Raw genomic sequence first — 17,247 nt, forward strand, 5'->3', positions numbered from 1 at the left:
GAGCGGCGCGCGGTGGTCAGTAGCTGCGGGCCCGCGGTCGGCCGCCCGTCCCACGCCGGTCGTCGCGTGGCCGATCGTGCGTGTTCCAGCCCTCCGACCGATTCCACCCCTCCGACCGACCGCCCCGGTCACTGCCGAAGCGGCGGTCGCCGCGCGGGTTGTCGTGGTACCGGCGGTCGCCCGGTGCCTGCTCCGCGAAGCGACGTTCGCCCCGGTGACCGTGGTCGGCGTAGCGGCGCTCGCCGACAGGCCGGTCGCCGAAGCGACGGGGGCCGCCCGGCCGGCTGCCGCGTCGGGGCTGTTGCTCCGGCTCCTCGCGTACCGGCACCCCGCTCGGCTCCCGCGCCCCGGTCAGCTCAGCCAGCACCGGGTCGCCGACGCGTACCCGGGACTGAGCCGGCTCCACGCCGGCCTTCTCCAGCATGGCCAGGGTGGTGCGGCGCTGCTTCGGCAGCACCAGAGTGGCCACCGCACCGGCCTCACCGGCCCGGGCGGTACGCCCCGCACGGTGCAGGTAGTCCTTCGGGTCCTTCGGCGGGTCGACGTGCAGCACGAGGGAGACCCCGTCGACGTGGATGCCCCGCGCCGCGACGTCGGTGGCGACCAGGACGTTTGTCCGTCCCTCGCGGAACTCCGCAAGCGTGCGGGTGCGCATCCGCTGCGTCTTGCCGCCGTGCAGCCCGCCGGCCCGTACCCCGACGGCGGCGAGCTGCGTGACCAGCCGGTCCACGCCCAACTGGGTACGGGCGAACACGATGGTCCGGCCCTGCCGCGCGGCGATCGACGCGGTCACCGGGAACTTCTCCTGCGGCGGAATGAGCAGCAGGTGGTGGTCCATCGTGGACACGGCCGCGGTGGGTGGGGCGGTCGAGTGGGTGACCGGGTCGGTCATGAACCGCCGCACGAGCGCGTCGACGTCACCGTCCAGAGTGGCCGAGAAGAGCAGTCGCTGCGCATCCGCAGGGGTCTTCGCCAGCAACTCGGTGACCTCGGGCAGGAAACCCATGTCGGCCATCTGGTCGGCCTCGTCGAGCACGGTGACCTCGACGTCGTCGAGCTGGCACACGCCCCGGTCGATCAGGTCGGCGAGCCGACCCGGGGTGGCCACCACCACCTCGACGCCGCGCCGCAGGGCATCGATCTGCCGGTCGTACGGCACCCCGCCGACGGCGGTCTTGAGGAACACGCCGACGGCCTTGCCCAGCGGCAGCAGCGCGTCGTTCACCTGCATGGCCAGTTCGCGGGTGGGCACCAGGACGAGAGCCCGTGGATGCCGGGGCCGGGCCCGCTCACCGGCGGCGATCCGGGCCAGCAGCGGCAGCCCGAACGCGAGGGTCTTGCCGGAGCCGGTCTGCCCACGGCCCAGCACGTCGCGCCCGGCCAGTGCGTCCGGCACGGTGGCTTGTTGGATCTCGAACGGAGTGGTGATGCCCTGTCGGTCCAGGGCGCGGACCAACTGCCGGGGAAGCCCGAGCGAGTCGAAGGTGACCGGGGTGGTCGTGCCGGCCGGCTGCGGCGCGGCGGGAAGGTCGGGGGAGAACGGGGGCATGCCGAGTTCAGCGGAGGTGGTCAAGAAATGCCTTTCGAGCGGGGCGCATCTTCGCGATGTCCCGCTGCGGCCGTGGCCGCCGGATCTTCCGCAAGATCGCCCATGGGCGCTTGTGCACGCGCCAGGTCAATGATCAGCGACCAGTGTACGGCGGTCGGCGCGTGCCCACCCGCGCCGGAGTCGGGTAGTGGGCGGACTCACCAACGATCCGGAAGCTGGCGGTCGCCCGGCAGGCCACTGCTCGCGCTGGGCAGCGCGTCGTTTGCGAAGAGCACCACCATCACGCTGATCGCCACCAGCACCCCCAGTGCGACCGCCATCAGGATCACGACCCGGAGCGTGCTGCGCGACCTCTCGGCCGCCGTGTCCGCCCAGCCCTGAGCCAGGATGTGCCCGGTCAACGAGCCGGAGGTCTCCTGCTCACCGGCCGGGAAGGCCACCGTCGCCGAACTTTCCAACCCGGCGTAGTACGCGCTCAGGTCAGAGCCGCCGGGACGCTGAGCAGGCGTTACCTCAGCCGGGCGCTCCGTCTTGGCCGGGCGGTCCGTCTGCTCCTTCTCTCCGGCTGACCGGACGCCCGGCGTGGATCCGGTCGCGGACGTCCCGACCCAGGCAGGCGGTTCGGCCGTGCTGCTCTGGGTTCGCGTCGCGCCTGGATCACCGCCCGGCCCGTCCACCGCCGCGAGCGACCCGGCGGAGCCCGCGAGTGACCCGGCGGAGCCCGGACGCAGTCCCGGACGGGACGAGGGCCGGGGCGCGAGCGCCGGGGAGATGGGCGCGGGCTCGTCCCGGCGGCCGCCGGGGTTGGTCGGTGGCGGCCAGACCGGCAGCGCCGGCGCCGGCACGACCGGAGCCACGTCAGCCTCGCCAGGGCTGGCGGGCGAGCCGGTGTGGGACACGGCGGTGGACGGTGTGGGCCGGATGGTGTCGGCGTTGGCCGGTGGCGGCGGGAACGGCGGCGCCGGCATCGGGCCCGGTGGTGGCGGTGGCGGCGGTACGGGTGGCCCGGGAGGCGGCGTCGGCGGCGGTACGGGTGGCCCGGGAGGCGGCGTCGGCGGGCCCGGAACCGGCGGCGCGGGCCGGGGGGCGGGCGGCGGAACGGGGGCTGGTCCCGGCGGGTACGGACCGGGCGTCGGCGGCACCGGTGCTGGGGAGGGCGGTGCCGGCGACGGCGACGGTGGGGTAGGCCCAGGTGGGACCGGTCCAGGCACCGGGGGATGGGGTGCCGGTTCCGGCCCGGGTGCGGGTGGCGTCGGCGGTTCGGCCGGCTCCGGCGGCCGAGCGGGCTCCGGTGGCTCGACCGGTTCCGGTCCGGCCGGCCTGGCCGCTCCCGGTTGGGCCGGAGCGGACCGGTAGACACCGGGCGTCTTGCCGCCGCCTCCGGCGGACTCCGCCTCGTCCACGCTCACCCGGCTGAGCCCAGGCACCCGGACACTGGCCCGCGCCGGTTTCAATGCCGTCGGATTCCGGTACGGCTGGACGGCCTCCCGCTGACCGGGTACACCGGCCGTGCCGGCCGCCGAGGTCGATCCGCCGAGGGCGACACCTCCGCTCGTGCCCACCGGTCCGGCGGTGGCCCGGTACGTGGTGCCCCCTCCGCCCCCGGTCAGCCCGGCACCGGCCGGTGGCTGACCGTGACTCACGCCGCCGGGTGCCGTCACCTTGGCGACGCCTGCCCGGCCCCGGGCCGGTCCCGCCGGCCGGGTGGCGGCGTCTGCGCTGGACCGTGCGGCGATGTCTGCGCTCGGCCCGGTGGGGATGTCCGCGTTCGACGGGGCGGCGTCCGCGCTCGGCGGGGTGGCGGCGTCTGCGCTTGGCTGGGCGGCGTCTGCGCTGGGCCGCTCGGTGGGTGGTTGGGCGGGCTCATCGGCCGTCGGGTCTGCGGAACCGCCGGCACCCGGCTCGCTGGTGGGGGCGGGTTCCGGCTGGGCGGTGGCGGTGGATTCTCGCTCGGCGGTGGGCGTGGGGGGCGGACCCGCCAGCCCCGCCGGAACCTCTTGCTCCGTCATCGTCGCCTCCGCGCCACGCTCGCAACCGGACCGTGTCGCCGGACCGGGAGTGCCTGAGTGACACCGTGCCATATTCCACCCGTGCGGCACACCCGGAGTGCGTACCGCGTCGCGGGTGTCATCGGCCGCCCGGCAGCACATACATCGACCAGCCGCGATCAGATGCTATGCCGTGGCTTTGGCGTGGCTGCCCTGCGCGGACGGACACCTGTCCCACGAGCGTCATGTCAGGGAGATATGAAAATGCCGCAGAGACATGACGGTCCAAGTGCAATCTGCACCCTGCCCTGTCACTACCGGTGGCCGGCAGGCGTGCGCGGCGCGGGCGGGCGGCGGGTGCGGGGTCAGCTCACCGTCCGCTGGCCGTGGACGGGCTGGCCGAAGCGCTCTCGTCCGGTGCCGCGCTGCTCGCCGCCGTGGTCGGGTCGGCCTTGCTGGCGGCCGTGGTCGGAGCGACGCTGCTGGCCCCGAGGGTCGGCGAGGTGGCCTCGGAGGCCGAGGTCGTCGCCGACGGGGTGGTGGTCGCAGACCGGGTTGCCGACGGGGTGGTGGTCGCCGTCGGAGTTGCCGAGGGCGTGGTGGAGCCCGTCGGGGTCGGCGACGGCGTGGTCGAGCCCGAGGGAGTGGGCGAGGGAGTCGTCGTCTTGGTGGGCTTCGGCGTCGGCTTCGTCGTCTTGGTCGGCTTCGGCGTTGGCTTGGGCTTGGGCTTGGGGGTCGGTGGCTGCGACGGGGTCGGCGAGGACGTCGGTGCCGGAACCGCACCCACCACCCGGGTCGCGGCGTAGAGCCGGGACCAGCGAACCGTGGAGATCTTGACCACGTCACCTGTGGTCGGCGCGTGGATCATCTTGCCGCCGCCGACGTACATCCCCACGTGGTGGATGCTCTGCCAATTGCTACCCGAGGCGAAGAAGAGCAGGTCGCCAGGAAGCAGAGCGGTGCGCGGCACCGTCCGCGAGCTGGTTGCGCGGTACTGGTCCCGGGAGACTCGCGGCAGCTGGCGGTAACCCGCCGAGCGGTATGCCGCCCACATCAGGCCCGAGCAGTCGAACGTGTCCGGGCCCTCGGCCGCCCATTCGTAGTCGTCGCCGAGCTGCTTGCGGGCGTACGCGACGGCGGCCTTTGCGATGGGGTGCGCGGCCAGCCCACCGGCGGACTGGTCGACGTAGTCGGCGCCGAGTTGCTGCTCGGCGGCCTCCTGCTGGCGGGCCAATTCGACCAACTGCGCCGAGTTCTCGTCGCGCAGCTTGATCAGTTCCGCCTCGGCGTCGCGCAGTGCCTGCTTGGTGGCGGTGTACTGCTGCTGAACGCCCTGAAGTCGCGACTGGGCGGCGGCGTGCGCCTGCGTCGCCACCTGCTCGTCGGCGCGGGCACGCGCCATCTCGCCGGCGGCCGGGCCGGTGTCGTGCCCGACCTTCTCGCCGCGGTTCGCCCGGCTGAGCAGATCCAGGTCACGCAGGTCGGTGGCGAAACCGCCGGGTGGTAGCGCGGCGGCAGCCTTGATGGCCTCGGCGGCGACCTGGTCGGCACGCTGCTGCGCCTGCTGGACCGCGCCCCGGGCGAACTCAAGATCACGCTCGGCGGTGAGGAACTGGGTCTGCACCTCGTTGCGCTGCTGTTCGAGTTCGAGCAGTCGGGTGCCCAACTCGGCGACCCGCGCCTCTGCGGCGGTGATCCGGGTTTCCAACGCGCTGGCACCGGGCGTGCCGAGCGCCGGTGGCGTCAGGCCCGGGGTCGTTCCGGCGGGCATGCCGGGTAGTTGGAGAGGCCCGGTGGCCGTGGGCCGGGAACCGGTGTCGGGCACCGTGACGGGTATGCCGGGCTCGGCGTATGCCGGTGCGGCGAGGACCGTACTGGCGACCGCGGCGAGCAGGGCGGACCAGAGCGCCGGCCGGAGCACAGGTGAGACCACCGGACCTCGTCGCCGCTGCCGTCCGTTCGCGCTGTCGACCATTCCGCTCCCCGTCCGGCGTTGCTTTGCCACGCTCGGTCGGCGCGGCGGTTCGGGACGCTACCAGTGTGTGTCGTGCCCCACCCTGTCTTACCTCACGCGGTGCACTGGTGTCGATGTCTGGCCGGATAACGGGAGGCTGAGAGTTCGCTGCTGACCACCACGGTGTGAGTTGCCGACGCGGCCGACGTAGGCTCGGGTGGCGACCGTGTTCCGGTCGCGACCGCAGGTGGAAGGGGACGGGGCTTTCGATGGACGCCGGACTCAAGCGCGAGCTCGAAGCGAAGGTGTACGCGGGGGAGCGGCTGACTCGTGAGGACGGGATCGCCCTCTACTCCAGCGACGACCTGACCTGGTTGGGGCGACTGGCCCACCACAGGCGCACCGAGATGAACGGTGACCGGGTGATGTTCAACGTCAACCGGCACCTGAACCTCACCAACGTGTGCAGCGCGAGCTGCGCGTACTGCTCCTTCCAGCGCAAGCCGGGCGAGAAGGACGCGTACACCATGCGCATCGACGAGGCGGTCCGCAAGGCCAAGGAGATGGAGGACGAGCAGCTCACCGAGCTGCACATCGTCAACGGCCTGCACCCGACCCTGCCCTGGCGCTACTACCCCAAGGTCCTGCGCGAGCTGAAGGCCGCGCTGCCGAACGTCAAGCTGAAGGCGTTCACCGCGACCGAGGTGCAGTGGTTCGAGAAGATCAGCGGGCTGGGCGCCGACGAGATCCTCGACGAGTTGATGGACGCGGGCCTGGAGTCGCTGACCGGTGGCGGCGCGGAGATCTTCGACTGGGAGATCCGCCAGCACATCGTCGACCACGCCTGCCACTGGGAGGACTGGTCCCGGATCCACCGGCTGGCGCACAGCAAGGGGATGAAGACCCCGTCGACCATGCTCTACGGCCACATCGAGGAGCCCCGGCACCGGGTCGACCACGTGCTGCGGCTGCGTGAGTTGCAGGACGAGACCGGCGGCTTCCTGGTCTTCATCCCGCTGCGCTACCAGCACGATTTCGTCGACTCGGCGGACGGGAAGATCCGTAACCGGATCCAGGCCCGCACCACCATGGCCTCACCGGCCGAGTCGCTGAAGACCTTCGCGGTCTCCCGGCTGCTGTTCGATAACGTCCCGCACGTCAAGTGCTTCTGGGTCATGCACGGCCTGTCGGTGGCCCAGCTCTCGCTCAACTTCGGTGTCGACGACCTGGACGGCTCGGTCGTGGAATACAAGATCACCCACGACGCCGACTCGTACGGGACGCCGAACACCATGCACCGCGACGACCTGCTGCACCTCATCTGGGACGCCGGGTTCCGCCCGGTCGAGCGCAACACCCGCTACGAGGTGGTCCGCGAGTACGACGCCGCACCCACGCTGGCCGAGCGTCGGGCCGAGCCGCAGCAGGTCTGGGCCTGATCCGACGCGTACCCTGGCACGACGATGACCGAGCAGCAGAGCGCGTTTCCCCGCCGGGACGCCGAGGGGCGGATCCGGACCCTGGGTGACCTGGTGGGTGTCGGCCTGGCCGGGGTGGTCATCGGGCTGCTGGTGCTGGTGATCTTCGACGTGGCCTTCGCCTGGTTCGGTGCCGGTGAGTTCGGCCAGGCCAACGGCTGGCTCGCCGTGATCCTGCCCGCCTGGCTGTTCTGGGAGGACTTCCGGGCGTGGGATTTCGGGGCGCCCCGGGTGGTGGCCGCGCTGGTGGCCGTGGCGATGGCGGTGGTCTCCGGGCTGCTGGTGGCCGGTGTGGCCACGACGCTGCCGCCGCTGCTGTCCGGCGTGCTCGCCGCGACCACGTTCACCGTGGTGTACGCGATGATCTGGTTTCCCGGCGTGCGCTGGCTGGCCAACCGGACCGGCTGAGGCAGAGTGACGACGTGAGCGAGCGGAGCGAACGAACGTGAGTGCGGCGGTCAAGTACACGCTCGGCCGGATCGGTCTGTTCGTGGTCGTGGTGGCGGCCCTCTGGCCGGTCGACATGGACATCTTCCTCAAGTTGATCCTGGCGCTGCTGTTCTCCGCAGCGCTCTCGTTCTTCCTGCTCAAAGGCTGGCGTGACGAGATGGCCGAGGAGATGGCCGCCGCCGCCGAGCGTCGTCGCGTGGAGAAGGAGCGGCTGCGGTCCGCCCTGGCCGGCGACGACCAGGCCGACGGCGCGACGGGCGACCGGCCCACCGACGAGAAGGGCTGAGCGCCCCGGCGACCTGGTCTCCGGTTACGTGGCGTGCGGTCGACGGGAACATGTCGCGGACATGAGTATCCGGTTGGGATGGGCCAAACAGCGATCGATATTGATATGACCATGTGACAGGTGGTGGGCTGTCCGCTACCGAGCGGGGGATCCCCGCGCCTCCAGGAGGTTGTCCATGGCCTTCCGTTCCATCCCCGTCCGCCGTGCCCTGGCGCTCATCGTCGCCGCCGGGCTCGGCCTGCTCACCATCGCCGCGCCACCGGTCTCCGCCGAACCGGCGCCCAACCGGGACCAACAATCGGCCGCCGTGCCCTACCGGGTACTCGGCCCGAAGACGCTCGCCGATCGCAGCGCGGTCGCCCGTACGGGTGCCGCCATCGACTACTCCGAGCACGGGGTGCTGCACGTCTCGGCCACCCGAGCCGAAGCCGCCGCCATCACCCGGCTCGGGTTCCGGCTGGAGGCGATCGCCGCGCTGCCGACCGAACGGGGACAGGCGGAAGGCGACGTCGGGCTCCTCGGCTTCCCGTCGGCCGACTCCAACTACCACGACTACCCGGAGATGATCGCGGCGGTGAACAAGGTGGTGGCCGATCATCCGACGCTCGCGCGGAAGGTCAGCATCGGCAGCTCGTACGAGGGCCGCGACCTGGTCGCGGTGAAGATCTCCGACAACGTCGCCACCGACGAGAACGAGCCGGAGATCCTGTTCAACGCCCAGCAGCACGCCCGGGAGCACCTGACCGTCGAGATGGCGCTCTACCTGCTCAACCTCTTCACCGACAACTACGGCTCCGACTCCCGCATCACCAGCCTGGTCAACAACCGGGAGATCTGGGTCGTGCCCTCGGTCAACCCGGACGGCAGCGAGTACGACATCGCCACCGGCTCCTACCGGTCGTGGCGCAAGAACCGCCAACCCAACAGCGGATCGTCGTACGTCGGCACCGACCTGAACCGGAACTGGAGCTACAACTGGGGCTGCTGCGGCGGCTCGTCCGGCTCCACCTCCTCGGACACCTACCGGGGTCCGTCGGCGTTCTCCGCCCCCGAGACGCAGGCGCTGCGCAACTTCGTAAACAGCCGGGTCGTCGGCGGAGTGCAGCAGATCAAGGCGAACATCGACTTCCACACCTACTCCGAGCTGGTGCTCTGGCCGTACGGCTACACGTACAACAACACCGCCCCGGGGATGAGCGCCGACCAGTACAACACCTTCGCCACCATCGGCCAGCAGATGGCGGCGACAAACGGCTTCACCCCGCAGCAGTCAAGCGACCTGTACGTCACCGACGGCAGCAGCATCGACTGGATGTGGGCGACACACGGCATCTGGGCGTACACCTTCGAGCTGTATCCGGGCTCGGCCTCCGGTGGCGGCTTCTACCCGCCCGACGAGGTCATCCCGCAGCAGACCTCGCGCAACCGCGAGGCGGTGCTGATCCTCTCCGAGTACGCCGACTGCCCGTACCGGGCCATCGGCAAGCAGGCCCAGTACTGCGGCAGCGGTGGCGGAGGGACCACGGTCTGGTCGGACACCTTCGAGACCTCGACCGGCTGGACGACAAACCCCAACGGCACCGACACCGCGACCACCGGGCAGTGGGAACGGGGCGCCGGGCAGGCCACCAGCTCCAGCGGGGCCAAGCAGCTCACCCCGTACGCGGGCAGCAACGACCTGGTGACCGGCCGCCTGGCCGGCAGCGGCGCGGGTGACTACGACATCGACGGCGGGGTGACAAGCGCCCGCTCGCCGGCTGTCGCCCTGCCAGCCAGCGGCACGTTGACCTTGTCGCTGGCGTGGTACCTGGCGCACGGTTCCAACTCGTCGTCGGCGGACTACTTCCGGGTCAGCGTGGTGCACAGCGGCGGCACCACGGCGCTGCTCACCCAGGCCGGCGCGGCCAGCAACCGCAACGGTGCCTGGACGGTGTCGAACCTCAACCTCACTCCGTACGCCGGCCAGTCCATCCGGATCCTGGTGGAGGCCGCGGACACCTCGACCGCCAGCCTCGTCGAAGCGGCTGTGGACAACGTCACCATCACCTCCTCCTGAAATCGGACGGGGCCCCGCCATCCCCTCGCGCGGGGCCCCGTTCCAGGGACCAAACGGGCAGACCGGCTTTCTCCCGGCGCTCACCGCCGGGCCTCCGGCAGCGCGACGGCCTGCTCGGCGGGGCACCGACGCGACGTGCGCTACGGTCTTACCGACCCGTTCCAGCGAAGCCGGTGCGACACCGGCGCTGTCCCGCAACTGTGATGCCCCGTTACCGGGGACGAGCCAGGTCGCCTGGGGCGCGGTCGCGATTCGCGCTCTCGAGGAAGGGCGCCTCGCGGACGGGTGCCTCGGCTCCCTGTCGGCGAAGCAGCACATCCTCGACCGACAGGAGGACCGATGTTCAGACGTACCCCCGTGGTCTTCGCCGCCAGCCTGGCGGCGGCTGCGCTCGCGCTCGGCGCCTGCGCCGAGCAGACCCCCGACACCCCCGCCGCCAGCGGCAGCCCCAGCGCCGCCACCTTCCCCGTCACCGTCGGTTCGCTGACCTTGGAACAGCGACCGGAGAAGATCGTCTCGCTGTCGGCGACGGCCACCGAGATGCTCTTCGCGATCGGCGCCGGTCCGCAGGTCGCTGCGGTGGACGACCAGTCCAACTTCCCCGCCGACGCGCCGAAGACGGACCTCTCCGGCTACCAGCCGAACGCCGAGGCGGTCGCCGCCAAGGACCCCGACCTGGTGGTGCTCAGCGACGACCGCAACAAGATCGTCGAGCAGCTCACCACGCTCAAGATCCCGGTCTACCTGACTCCGGCGGCGCAGACCCTCGACGACTCGTACCGGCAGCTCACCGAGCTGGGCACGCTCACCGGCAACGCCGACGCGGCGGCCGACGTGGTCCAGCGGATGAAGGACGACATCACGAAGATCGTGGCCGAGGTGCCGCAGCGCGCCGAGGCGCCCACCTACTTCCACGAGCTGGGTCCGGAGCTGTACACCGCGACCAGCAAGACCTTCATCGGCTCGATCTACAGCCTCGCCGGGCTGGAGAACATCGCCGACGCGTCCGACGCCGACGGAAAGAACGGCGGCTACCCGCAGCTGTCCCAGGAAGTGATCGTCAAGGCCAACCCCGACTTCGTCTTCCTCTCCGACGTCAAGTGCTGCCAGCAGAGCGCCGCGACGGTCAAGGCGCGCAGCGGCTGGAGTTCGCTCACCGCGGTGCAGCAGGACCAGGTCGTGGAGCTCGACGACGACATCGCCTCCCGGTGGGGGCCGCGTGTGGTGGACCTGTTGCGGACCATCGTGGACGCCACCGCCAAGGTGTCCCAGTGACGCTGGCCGCTGGGCGCTGACCGGGTCATGCACGACGTGCTGAAGCGCGGCCGCCCCGTCGCGCCGGCCGGGGCGGCCACCCCGCCCCGGCCGGCGGGCCTGCGGAAACGCTGGCTCGCCGCCGGAGTGCTCGCCGTGCTCGTCGCGCTGGTGGCCGGGGTCTCGCTCGGCCCGGTCAGCCTGCCGCCCGGCAGCGTCGCGATCGAACTGCTCAATCTGCTACCCGGGGTAAGCCTGGACAGCGGATTGACCGAGCGGGAGATCGCCATCGTCACCGAGCTACGGCTGCCCCGGGCGGTGCTGGGTCTGCTGGTCGGTGGGCTGCTCGCCCTGGCCGGCGGCGCGTACCAGGGGGTGTTCCGCAACCCGTTGGCCGACCCGTACCTGCTCGGCGTAGCGGCCGGGGCCGGGCTGGCGGTCACCGTGGTGCTGACCCTGGGAGTGGGCGCGGGCGGCGCGTTGAGCGGGCTGCCGGTCACCATCCCGCTGGCCGCCTTCGTCGGCTCCCTCGGCGCGGTGGCGATGACCTACCTGCTCGGCTCTGCCGGCGGACGCAGCCGCTCCCCGGCCACCCTGATCCTGGCCGGGGTGGCCGTCTCCGCGTTCCTCAGCGCCGGGCAGACGTACCTGCTGCAACGAAACGCGGAGAGCATCCAGCAGGTGTACTCCTGGCTGCTCGGGCGGCTGGCCACCGCCGGCTGGCAGGACGTCCGGCTGGTGCTGCCGTACTTCCTGCTGACCAGCCTGATCATCCTGCTGCACCGGCGGGAGCTGGACGTGCTGTCGGTCGGCGACGACGAGGCGGCCAGCCTCGGCCTGCATCCGCAGCGGTCCCGGTACCTGCTGATCGCCGCCGCCTCGCTGGGCACCGCCGCCGCCGTCTCCGCCTCCGGCCTGATCGGCTTCGTCGGCATCATCGTGCCGCACACCGTCCGGATGCTCGCCGGGGCGAGCTACCGGGTGATCCTGCCGCTGTCGCTGCTGTTCGGGGGTGCCTTCCTGGCGCTGACCGACGTGGTGGCGCGGACCGCCGCCGCACCGCAGGAGATCCCGATCGGGGTGGTGACCGCGCTGCTGGGCGGCCCGTTCTTCGTGGTGGTGCTGCGCTCCGCCCGGCGGGTGCTGACATGAGCGACTCGTCGGCCGCGCCCGCCGTCGACCTGCGCGACCTGCGGATCAGCCTGGACGGTACGCCGATCCTCGCGGGCGTCGACCTGACCGTCGCCACCGGCGAGTGGGTCACGGTGATCGGCCCCAACGGCGCGGGCAAGTCGACGTTGCTGCGCGCCGTCGGCGGCCTGCTCCCCGCACCGGACGCCGTCCGCCTCTTCGGTACGCCACTGGGCGAGCTGCGCCGCCGGGAACGGGCCCGGGTGGTGGCCACGGTCGCCCAGTCACCCGTCGTACCGCCCGGCATGGCGGTGCTGGACTACGTGCTGCTCGGTCGTAACCCGTACATCCCGCCGTTGGGCCGGGAGTCCGCCGCCGACCTGGCCGTGGTGCACGAGGTGCTCGACCGGCTGGACCTCACCGGCTTCCACGCCCGGGAGTTGGCCACCCTCTCCGGCGGTGAGCGGCAGCGGGTCTTCCTGGCCCGGGCGCTGGCCCAGGGCGCCACCCTGCTGCTGCTCGACGAGCCCACCAGCGCCCTCGACATCGGCCATCAGCAGGAGGTCCTCGAACTGGTTGACCAGCTACGTCGGACGCACGGCCTCACGGTGCTGGCCACCATGCACGACCTGTCCATCGCCGGCGAGTACGCCGACCGCATGGTGCTGCTGGCCGACGGCCGCGTCGTCGCCTCCGGCCCCCCCGACGAGGTCCTCACCGAGGACCTGCTCGCCCGTCACTACCGCGCCCACGTCCGCGTCATCCCCGGCCCCCACGGCCCCCTCGTCCTCCCCACCCGCCCCACCCTCAAGTCGCGTTGATCAAGAAGTTTTGGTCGCGGGAGGACGCGGATCCAGACGCAAACTTCTTGATCAACGCGTAGGGCGTGGGGGTGTGGGGGTGGTTAGGGAGATTAGGGAGAAGAGGGCGCCGTGGGGGTCGCGGAGGGCGGTAACGCGGCCGGCGGGGATGTCGCGCGGTGGCACCAGGATGGTGCCGCCCAGTTCGGCGGCGCGGGCGGCGGTGGCGTCGGCGTCGGCGACGGAGAAGTACAGCGTCCAGTAGGCCGGCGAGTTGGTCGGGAACTCCTCGCCCAGCGGCGGCATCATCCCCGCCACCAGCCGATCGCCCAGCCGCCACCCGGTGTACGCGACCTGACCCATCGGCTCCTCCTCCGGCTGCCAACCGAAGACCAGCTCGTAGAAGATCCGTGCCCCGTCGGGATCGGGGGTCACCAGTTCGGTCCAGCTCATCGCACCGGGCACGTCGAACACCTCGGCCCCGGCGAAGGCCATCGGCTGCCAGACACTGAAGGCGGCTCCGGCGGGATCGGTGAAGACCGCCATCCGACCCCGGTCGAAAACCTCGAACGGCGGCACCACGACCTGCCCGCCGGCCCGCTCCACCCGGCCGGCGACCAGATCGGCGTCGTCGGTGGCCACGTACGTCGACCAGATCGGCACCTGATCCGGCACCGCCGGCGGGCCTGCCCCGGCCACCGCCCGGCCATCCAGCAGAAAGACCGTGTACCCGCCGGCCTCCGGCTCGGGGTCGATCCGGCCGGTCCAGCCGAACAGCTCCGGGTAGAACCGTCGGGCCGCGTCGAGCCCCGGCGTCGCCAGGTCGGCCCAACAGGGCGTACCCGGTGCGACGCTGACCACGGCCACCCCTTTCCGACCTGCGGCGACCACCGGCCGGCCGCCCTTCTCGGCATGGTGGCACCGGCCCGCTGCTGTCCGGGGTGGAAACCGGGGGAACGTCAACTGAACCGGCGACTCCGATCCCGCCGGTCGAGGTCAGCCGAGCGGTGCGGGCAGCGGAGCGACGTGCAGCACGGACAGTCGGGACACCGCCCGGGTGAGCACCACGTACAGCCGGTTCAGGCCGCGTGACTCGGCGGTCGCGATGGCGGCCGGTTCGACCGCGATGACGTGGTCGTACTCCAGACCCTTGACCAGGGTCGCGGGCATCACCGTGACGCGCGCCCCGGCTGCCGGCCCGTCGGCGGTCGCGGTCTCCACCCCCGCCTCGGCCAGCGCCGCCCGCAGCCCGTCCACGGTGTCGTCGGCGGCGATGACGGCGATCGACCCTTCGTGCGTGAGCGCCGTCCGCACCTCGGCCACCGTCGCGGCCGCCAGATCGCTGACGGTACGCACCGCGAGCGCGCCGTCGCTGCGCAGCGACTCGGCCGGCGGCACGTCGACAGCCAGCGCCGGAAGCAGCCGGTTGGCGAAGGCCAGCACGGCGGCGGGCACCCGGAACCCGATTGTCAACGGCACCACCGTCGCGTCCGGCTTGCCCAGATGGCGCAGGCTGTCCCGCCAGTCGCTGGCGGCCCACGGCGCGGTGGCCTGCGCCAGGTCGCCGAGGAGCGTGAGCGAGCCGTGCTCACTGCGTCGGGCGATGACCCGGCACTGCATCGCTGAGAGGTCCTGGGCCTCGTCCACCACGACATGTCCGTAGCCGGCCGGTCGTTCGAGCAGGCCGGCCGCCTCGTCGACCAGCACGGCGTCGGCGGCCGTCCACCGGGTCGCCTTCGCCGTCCGCCCCAATCCGGTTCCGGTGGTGGTACGGCCGGACCCGGCACTGGTCAGCAGCCGCTGCTCGTCGGCACTGAGCAGGCCGTCAGCGGCCTGGGCGAGCCGGTCCGGCTCGGTGTACAGCGCGTGCAGCAGGCCGTCCGGCGTGAGCGCGGGCCACACGGCGTCCAGGAACCCGGCGACCGGCTTCGACCGGCTCATCCGGCGCAGCCACGCATCGCTCGGCGACTCCGCGCGCCGCGCCTCGGCCTGCCGTTGCAGCAGTCCGACCACCCGGGCCCGGACCCGGTCCCGCCCGACGGCGTACGGCAGACGCTCCGCGCGGGTGTCCTGGACCAGCCGGTGCAGCGGCTCCAGTCCGATCCGCCAGCGGAACGAGCCGTCGGAGACGAGCACCGGTTCCGTCGGCTCGCCGACGTACGCGTCGACGGCCCGGCGCAGCACTTCGGCCATTCGGGCGTCGTGCTTGAGCGTGGCCACGACCGGCGGGTCCACCGCGCGTACCGGCACCCGGCCGACCAGGTCCTCCACGGTGGCCTGCTCCACCTCGACCTCACCGAGCGCGGGCAGCACCGCCGCGATGTAGCCGAGGAACGCCCGGTTCGGGCCCACGACCAGCACCTTCGACCGTCGTAGCCGTTCCCGGTGCAGGTAGAGCAGGTACGCCGCCCGGTGCAACCCGACGGCGGTCTTGCCGGTGCCCGGGGCACCCTGCACGCAGATCGAGTCGGCCAGGTCGGCCCGGACGAGTTCGTCCTGCTCGGGTTGGATGGTGGCGACGATGTCCCGCATCGGCCCGACCCGGGGACGCTCGATCTCGGCGGTGAGGATCCGGCTGGCCGTGCCGAGTTCCTCGCCCCGGTCCAGGTGCTCGTCCTCGAAGCTGGTCAGCTTGCCGTCGTTGAAACCGAACCGGCGGCGTACCGCCAGGCCCTGCGGATTGCGGGCACTTGCCCGGTAGAACGCGCGCGAGACCGGTGCCCGCCAGTCCAGCACCAACGGTTCGCCCTGCTCGTCGGTGACGTGCCGGCGGCCGACGTGGTAGCGGCGGCCGGCGTGTTCGGCATCCGCGTCGCCGAAGTCGAGCCGGCCGAAGAAGAGCGGCGTGCGCGGGTCGTCGGCCAGTTCGGCGACCCGCCGGGCAAGGTGCCGGCCGAGCTGCTCGGCGGTGTACGCGTCCCCGGCCACCTTGTCGCCGGTGGCGAAGAGCGCCTCGGCGCGTTCCCGCATCCGGTGCAGCGCCGCCCGCGAGCGGGTCAGGTGCGCCCGTTCGGCGGCCAGTTCGTCGTCCAGCGCGGGTGGCTGGGGGATTTTTTCGGCGTGCAGGCTCATCCACGGACTCCTCGACACGGGAAGAAGGCTGCCGCTCGCGTTTCCGACTCGTGGGTCGGCGCGGGGACGTCCGCTGCGGTGCTACTCACCGCGGCCGTCGGGCGGAACGAACAGCCTACTGGAGGGCGTGCCGTGGACAACCGGTTTTCTTCCCGGCCCAGGCAGCGGCGGGTGCGGGGTTGGCCACTTCCGCGACGTCCGGCTGAGCAGGTCACGGGCGGTGGGGATACGGTCGGGGCATGGTCGAGCGCCTCGCCCGCCCCCGCGTGGGGCACATCCAGTTCCTCAACTGCCTGCCCATCTACTGGGGGCTGATGCGCTCCGGCGCCCTGCTCGATGTCGATTTGCGCAAGGACTCGCCGGACCGGCTCAGCGCCCAACTCGTCGCCGGAGACCTGGACATCGGGCCGATCACCTTCGTCGAGTACCTGAAGCACGCCGACGAACTGCTGCTCCTGCCCGACCTGGCCGTGGGCAGCGACGGGCCGGTGCTGTCGGTCAATCTGGTGAGCACCCGGCCGTTGGCCGACCTCGACGGTGCACGGGTGGCGCTGGGCTCCACCTCGCGCACCGGAGTGCTGCTCGCCCAGTTGCTGCTGCGCGAGCGGTACGGGGTCCGCCCGGAGTACTTCAGGTGTCCGCCGGACCTGACCCAGATGCTGCTGGAGGCCGACGCCGCGGTGTTGATCGGCGACGTGGCGCTGCGGGCGATGTACGAGGCACCCCGGCAGGGGCTGACCGTGACCGACCTGGGTCAGGCGTGGCGGGAGTGGACCGGGCTGCCGATGGTCTTCGCCGTCTGGGCGGTCCGCCGTGACTTCGCCGCAGCGCATCCCGGGTTGGTCAAGGAGGTGCACGAGGCGTTCCTGCGCTCGCGCGACCTGTGCCTGGCCGAGCTGGACCAGGTCGCCGAGTCGGCCGCCCGGTGGGAACCCTTCGACGCGAGCACTCTCGCGGAGTACTTCCGCGCCTTGGACTTCTCCCTCGGCGAACGTCAGGTCGCCGGCATCCGCGAGTTCGCCCGCCGCGCCGCCGCCCACGGCGAAACCCCGCCCCTGCCCCCCACCGGCCCCACCTTCTTCACCCGCTAACCCACCCCCACCCTCCCCACCCTCCCCACCCTCCCCGTCTCCGCGATCTTGCACTTTCGTCGCCGCTTTTCGGGCATAAGCCGCGTTTCAGCGACCAAAAGTGCAAGATCGGCGCGCGGCGAGGGGCGGCGCGCGGCG

The 17,247-nt window shown here is 72.0% G+C and carries 14 protein-coding genes and 1 riboswitch; of the genes, 9 read left to right on the plus strand and 5 right to left on the minus strand.

All coding sequences use genetic code 11. From position 1 onward, the window contains the following. Window positions 1-16 precede the first annotated feature (16 nt). Together Vse01_RS12275 and Vse01_RS12280 are read right to left on the minus strand one after the other, a co-directional pair. Complete coding sequence (locus Vse01_RS12275) at window positions 17-1,549, minus strand: DEAD/DEAH box helicase (protein ID WP_093403977.1); 1,533 nt, start codon at window positions 1,547-1,549, stop codon at window positions 17-19. Window positions 1,550-1,746: 197 nt separating this feature from the next. Further along, window positions 1,747-2,448 (minus strand): hypothetical protein, encoded by a 702-nt coding sequence (locus Vse01_RS12280; protein ID WP_139233136.1) that lies wholly within the window; start codon window positions 2,446-2,448, stop codon window positions 1,747-1,749. Window positions 2,449-2,489: 41 nt separating this feature from the next. On the opposite strand from Vse01_RS12280, the gene Vse01_RS12285 reads away from it, so the two are divergent. Then, window positions 2,490-2,735: a hypothetical protein gene (locus Vse01_RS12285; RefSeq protein WP_139233137.1), complete on the plus strand. Its 246-nt coding sequence runs from the start codon at window positions 2,490-2,492 to the stop codon at window positions 2,733-2,735. A 1,172-nt stretch (window positions 2,736-3,907) separates the two neighbouring features. Here the strand turns inward: Vse01_RS12285 and Vse01_RS12290 are convergent. Continuing rightward, window positions 3,908-5,512, minus strand: a complete 1,605-nt coding sequence (locus Vse01_RS12290; protein WP_093403980.1) for a C40 family peptidase — start codon at window positions 5,510-5,512, stop codon at window positions 3,908-3,910. A gap of 248 nt (window positions 5,513-5,760) precedes the next feature. Here Vse01_RS12290 and mqnE point away from each other — a divergent pair, with 248 nt between their 5' ends. From mqnE to Vse01_RS12325, 7 genes are all read left to right on the plus strand, one after another. After that, complete coding sequence (gene mqnE / locus Vse01_RS12295) at window positions 5,761-6,930, plus strand: aminofutalosine synthase MqnE (protein WP_093403982.1); 1,170 nt, start codon at window positions 5,761-5,763, stop codon at window positions 6,928-6,930. 24 nt (window positions 6,931-6,954) lie between these two features. Then, the gene (locus Vse01_RS12300) at window positions 6,955-7,377 is read left to right on the plus strand and encodes a hypothetical protein (RefSeq protein ID WP_093403983.1); all 423 of its coding nucleotides are present in this window, start codon (window positions 6,955-6,957) and stop codon (window positions 7,375-7,377) included. A 37-nt stretch (window positions 7,378-7,414) separates the two neighbouring features. Next, window positions 7,415-7,705 carry a DUF4229 domain-containing protein gene (locus tag Vse01_RS12305; RefSeq protein ID WP_093403985.1) on the plus strand — a complete coding sequence of 97 codons (291 nt, stop codon included), beginning with the start codon at window positions 7,415-7,417 and terminating at the stop codon, window positions 7,703-7,705. Window positions 7,706-7,880: 175 nt separating this feature from the next. Continuing rightward, complete coding sequence (locus Vse01_RS12310) at window positions 7,881-9,761, plus strand: M14 family metallopeptidase (RefSeq protein WP_093403986.1); 1,881 nt, start codon at window positions 7,881-7,883, stop codon at window positions 9,759-9,761. A 169-nt stretch (window positions 9,762-9,930) separates the two neighbouring features. Continuing rightward, window positions 9,931-9,991, plus strand: a riboswitch (cobalamin riboswitch). Window positions 9,992-10,100: 109 nt separating this feature from the next. Continuing rightward, complete coding sequence (locus Vse01_RS12315; protein WP_093403988.1) at window positions 10,101-11,036, plus strand: ABC transporter substrate-binding protein; 936 nt, start codon at window positions 10,101-10,103, stop codon at window positions 11,034-11,036. Window positions 11,037-11,063: 27 nt separating this feature from the next. Beyond that, entirely contained in the window at window positions 11,064-12,167 is a 1,104-nt protein-coding gene (locus Vse01_RS12320; protein WP_093403990.1) for a FecCD family ABC transporter permease, read from the plus strand. Then, on the plus strand, window positions 12,164-12,967 hold the full coding sequence (locus Vse01_RS12325) for an ABC transporter ATP-binding protein (protein ID WP_093403991.1): 804 nt from the start codon (window positions 12,164-12,166) through the stop codon (window positions 12,965-12,967). Before Vse01_RS12320 ends, Vse01_RS12325 begins: the two co-directional genes overlap by 4 nt. Window positions 12,968-13,018: 51 nt before the next feature. Here Vse01_RS12325 and Vse01_RS12330 read toward each other — a convergent pair whose 3' ends face one another. Together Vse01_RS12330 and Vse01_RS12335 are read right to left on the minus strand one after the other, a co-directional pair. Then, the gene (locus tag Vse01_RS12330; RefSeq protein WP_093404193.1) at window positions 13,019-13,807 is read right to left on the minus strand and encodes a VOC family protein; all 789 of its coding nucleotides are present in this window, start codon (window positions 13,805-13,807) and stop codon (window positions 13,019-13,021) included. A gap of 135 nt (window positions 13,808-13,942) precedes the next feature. Beyond that, entirely contained in the window at window positions 13,943-16,018 is a 2,076-nt protein-coding gene (locus Vse01_RS12335) for a HelD family protein (RefSeq protein WP_093403993.1), read from the minus strand. 239 nt (window positions 16,019-16,257) lie between these two features. Between Vse01_RS12335 and Vse01_RS12340 the strand changes: the two genes are divergently transcribed. Continuing rightward, window positions 16,258-17,109, plus strand: coding sequence for a menaquinone biosynthetic enzyme MqnA/MqnD family protein (locus Vse01_RS12340; protein ID WP_093403995.1), 852 nt, complete (start codon window positions 16,258-16,260; stop codon window positions 17,107-17,109). The last annotated feature ends 138 nt before the right edge of the window (window positions 17,110-17,247 follow it).

The organism is Micromonospora sediminimaris, assembly GCF_016863575.1.
In the GTDB taxonomy this organism is placed as follows: domain Bacteria; phylum Actinomycetota; class Actinomycetes; order Mycobacteriales; family Micromonosporaceae; genus Micromonospora; species Micromonospora sediminimaris.

Coding starts and splice junctions, on each gene's coding strand:
- Vse01_RS12275 (WP_093403977.1), bottom strand. CDS start 1,549: ATGCCCCCGTTCTCCCCCGACCTTCCCGCCGCGCCGCAGCCGGCCGGC.
- Vse01_RS12290 (WP_093403980.1), bottom strand. CDS start 5,512: ATGGTCGACAGCGCGAACGGACGGCAGCGGCGACGAGGTCCGGTGGTC.
- mqnE (WP_093403982.1), top strand. CDS start 5,761: ATGGACGCCGGACTCAAGCGCGAGCTCGAAGCGAAGGTGTACGCGGGG.
- Vse01_RS12300 (WP_093403983.1), top strand. CDS start 6,955: ATGACCGAGCAGCAGAGCGCGTTTCCCCGCCGGGACGCCGAGGGGCGG.
- Vse01_RS12310 (WP_093403986.1), top strand. CDS start 7,881: ATGGCCTTCCGTTCCATCCCCGTCCGCCGTGCCCTGGCGCTCATCGTC.
- Vse01_RS12315 (WP_093403988.1), top strand. CDS start 10,101: ATGTTCAGACGTACCCCCGTGGTCTTCGCCGCCAGCCTGGCGGCGGCT.
- Vse01_RS12320 (WP_093403990.1), top strand. CDS start 11,064: ATGCACGACGTGCTGAAGCGCGGCCGCCCCGTCGCGCCGGCCGGGGCG.
- Vse01_RS12325 (WP_093403991.1), top strand. CDS start 12,164: ATGAGCGACTCGTCGGCCGCGCCCGCCGTCGACCTGCGCGACCTGCGG.
- Vse01_RS12335 (WP_093403993.1), bottom strand. CDS start 16,018: ATGAGCCTGCACGCCGAAAAAATCCCCCAGCCACCCGCGCTGGACGAC.
- Vse01_RS12340 (WP_093403995.1), top strand. CDS start 16,258: ATGGTCGAGCGCCTCGCCCGCCCCCGCGTGGGGCACATCCAGTTCCTC.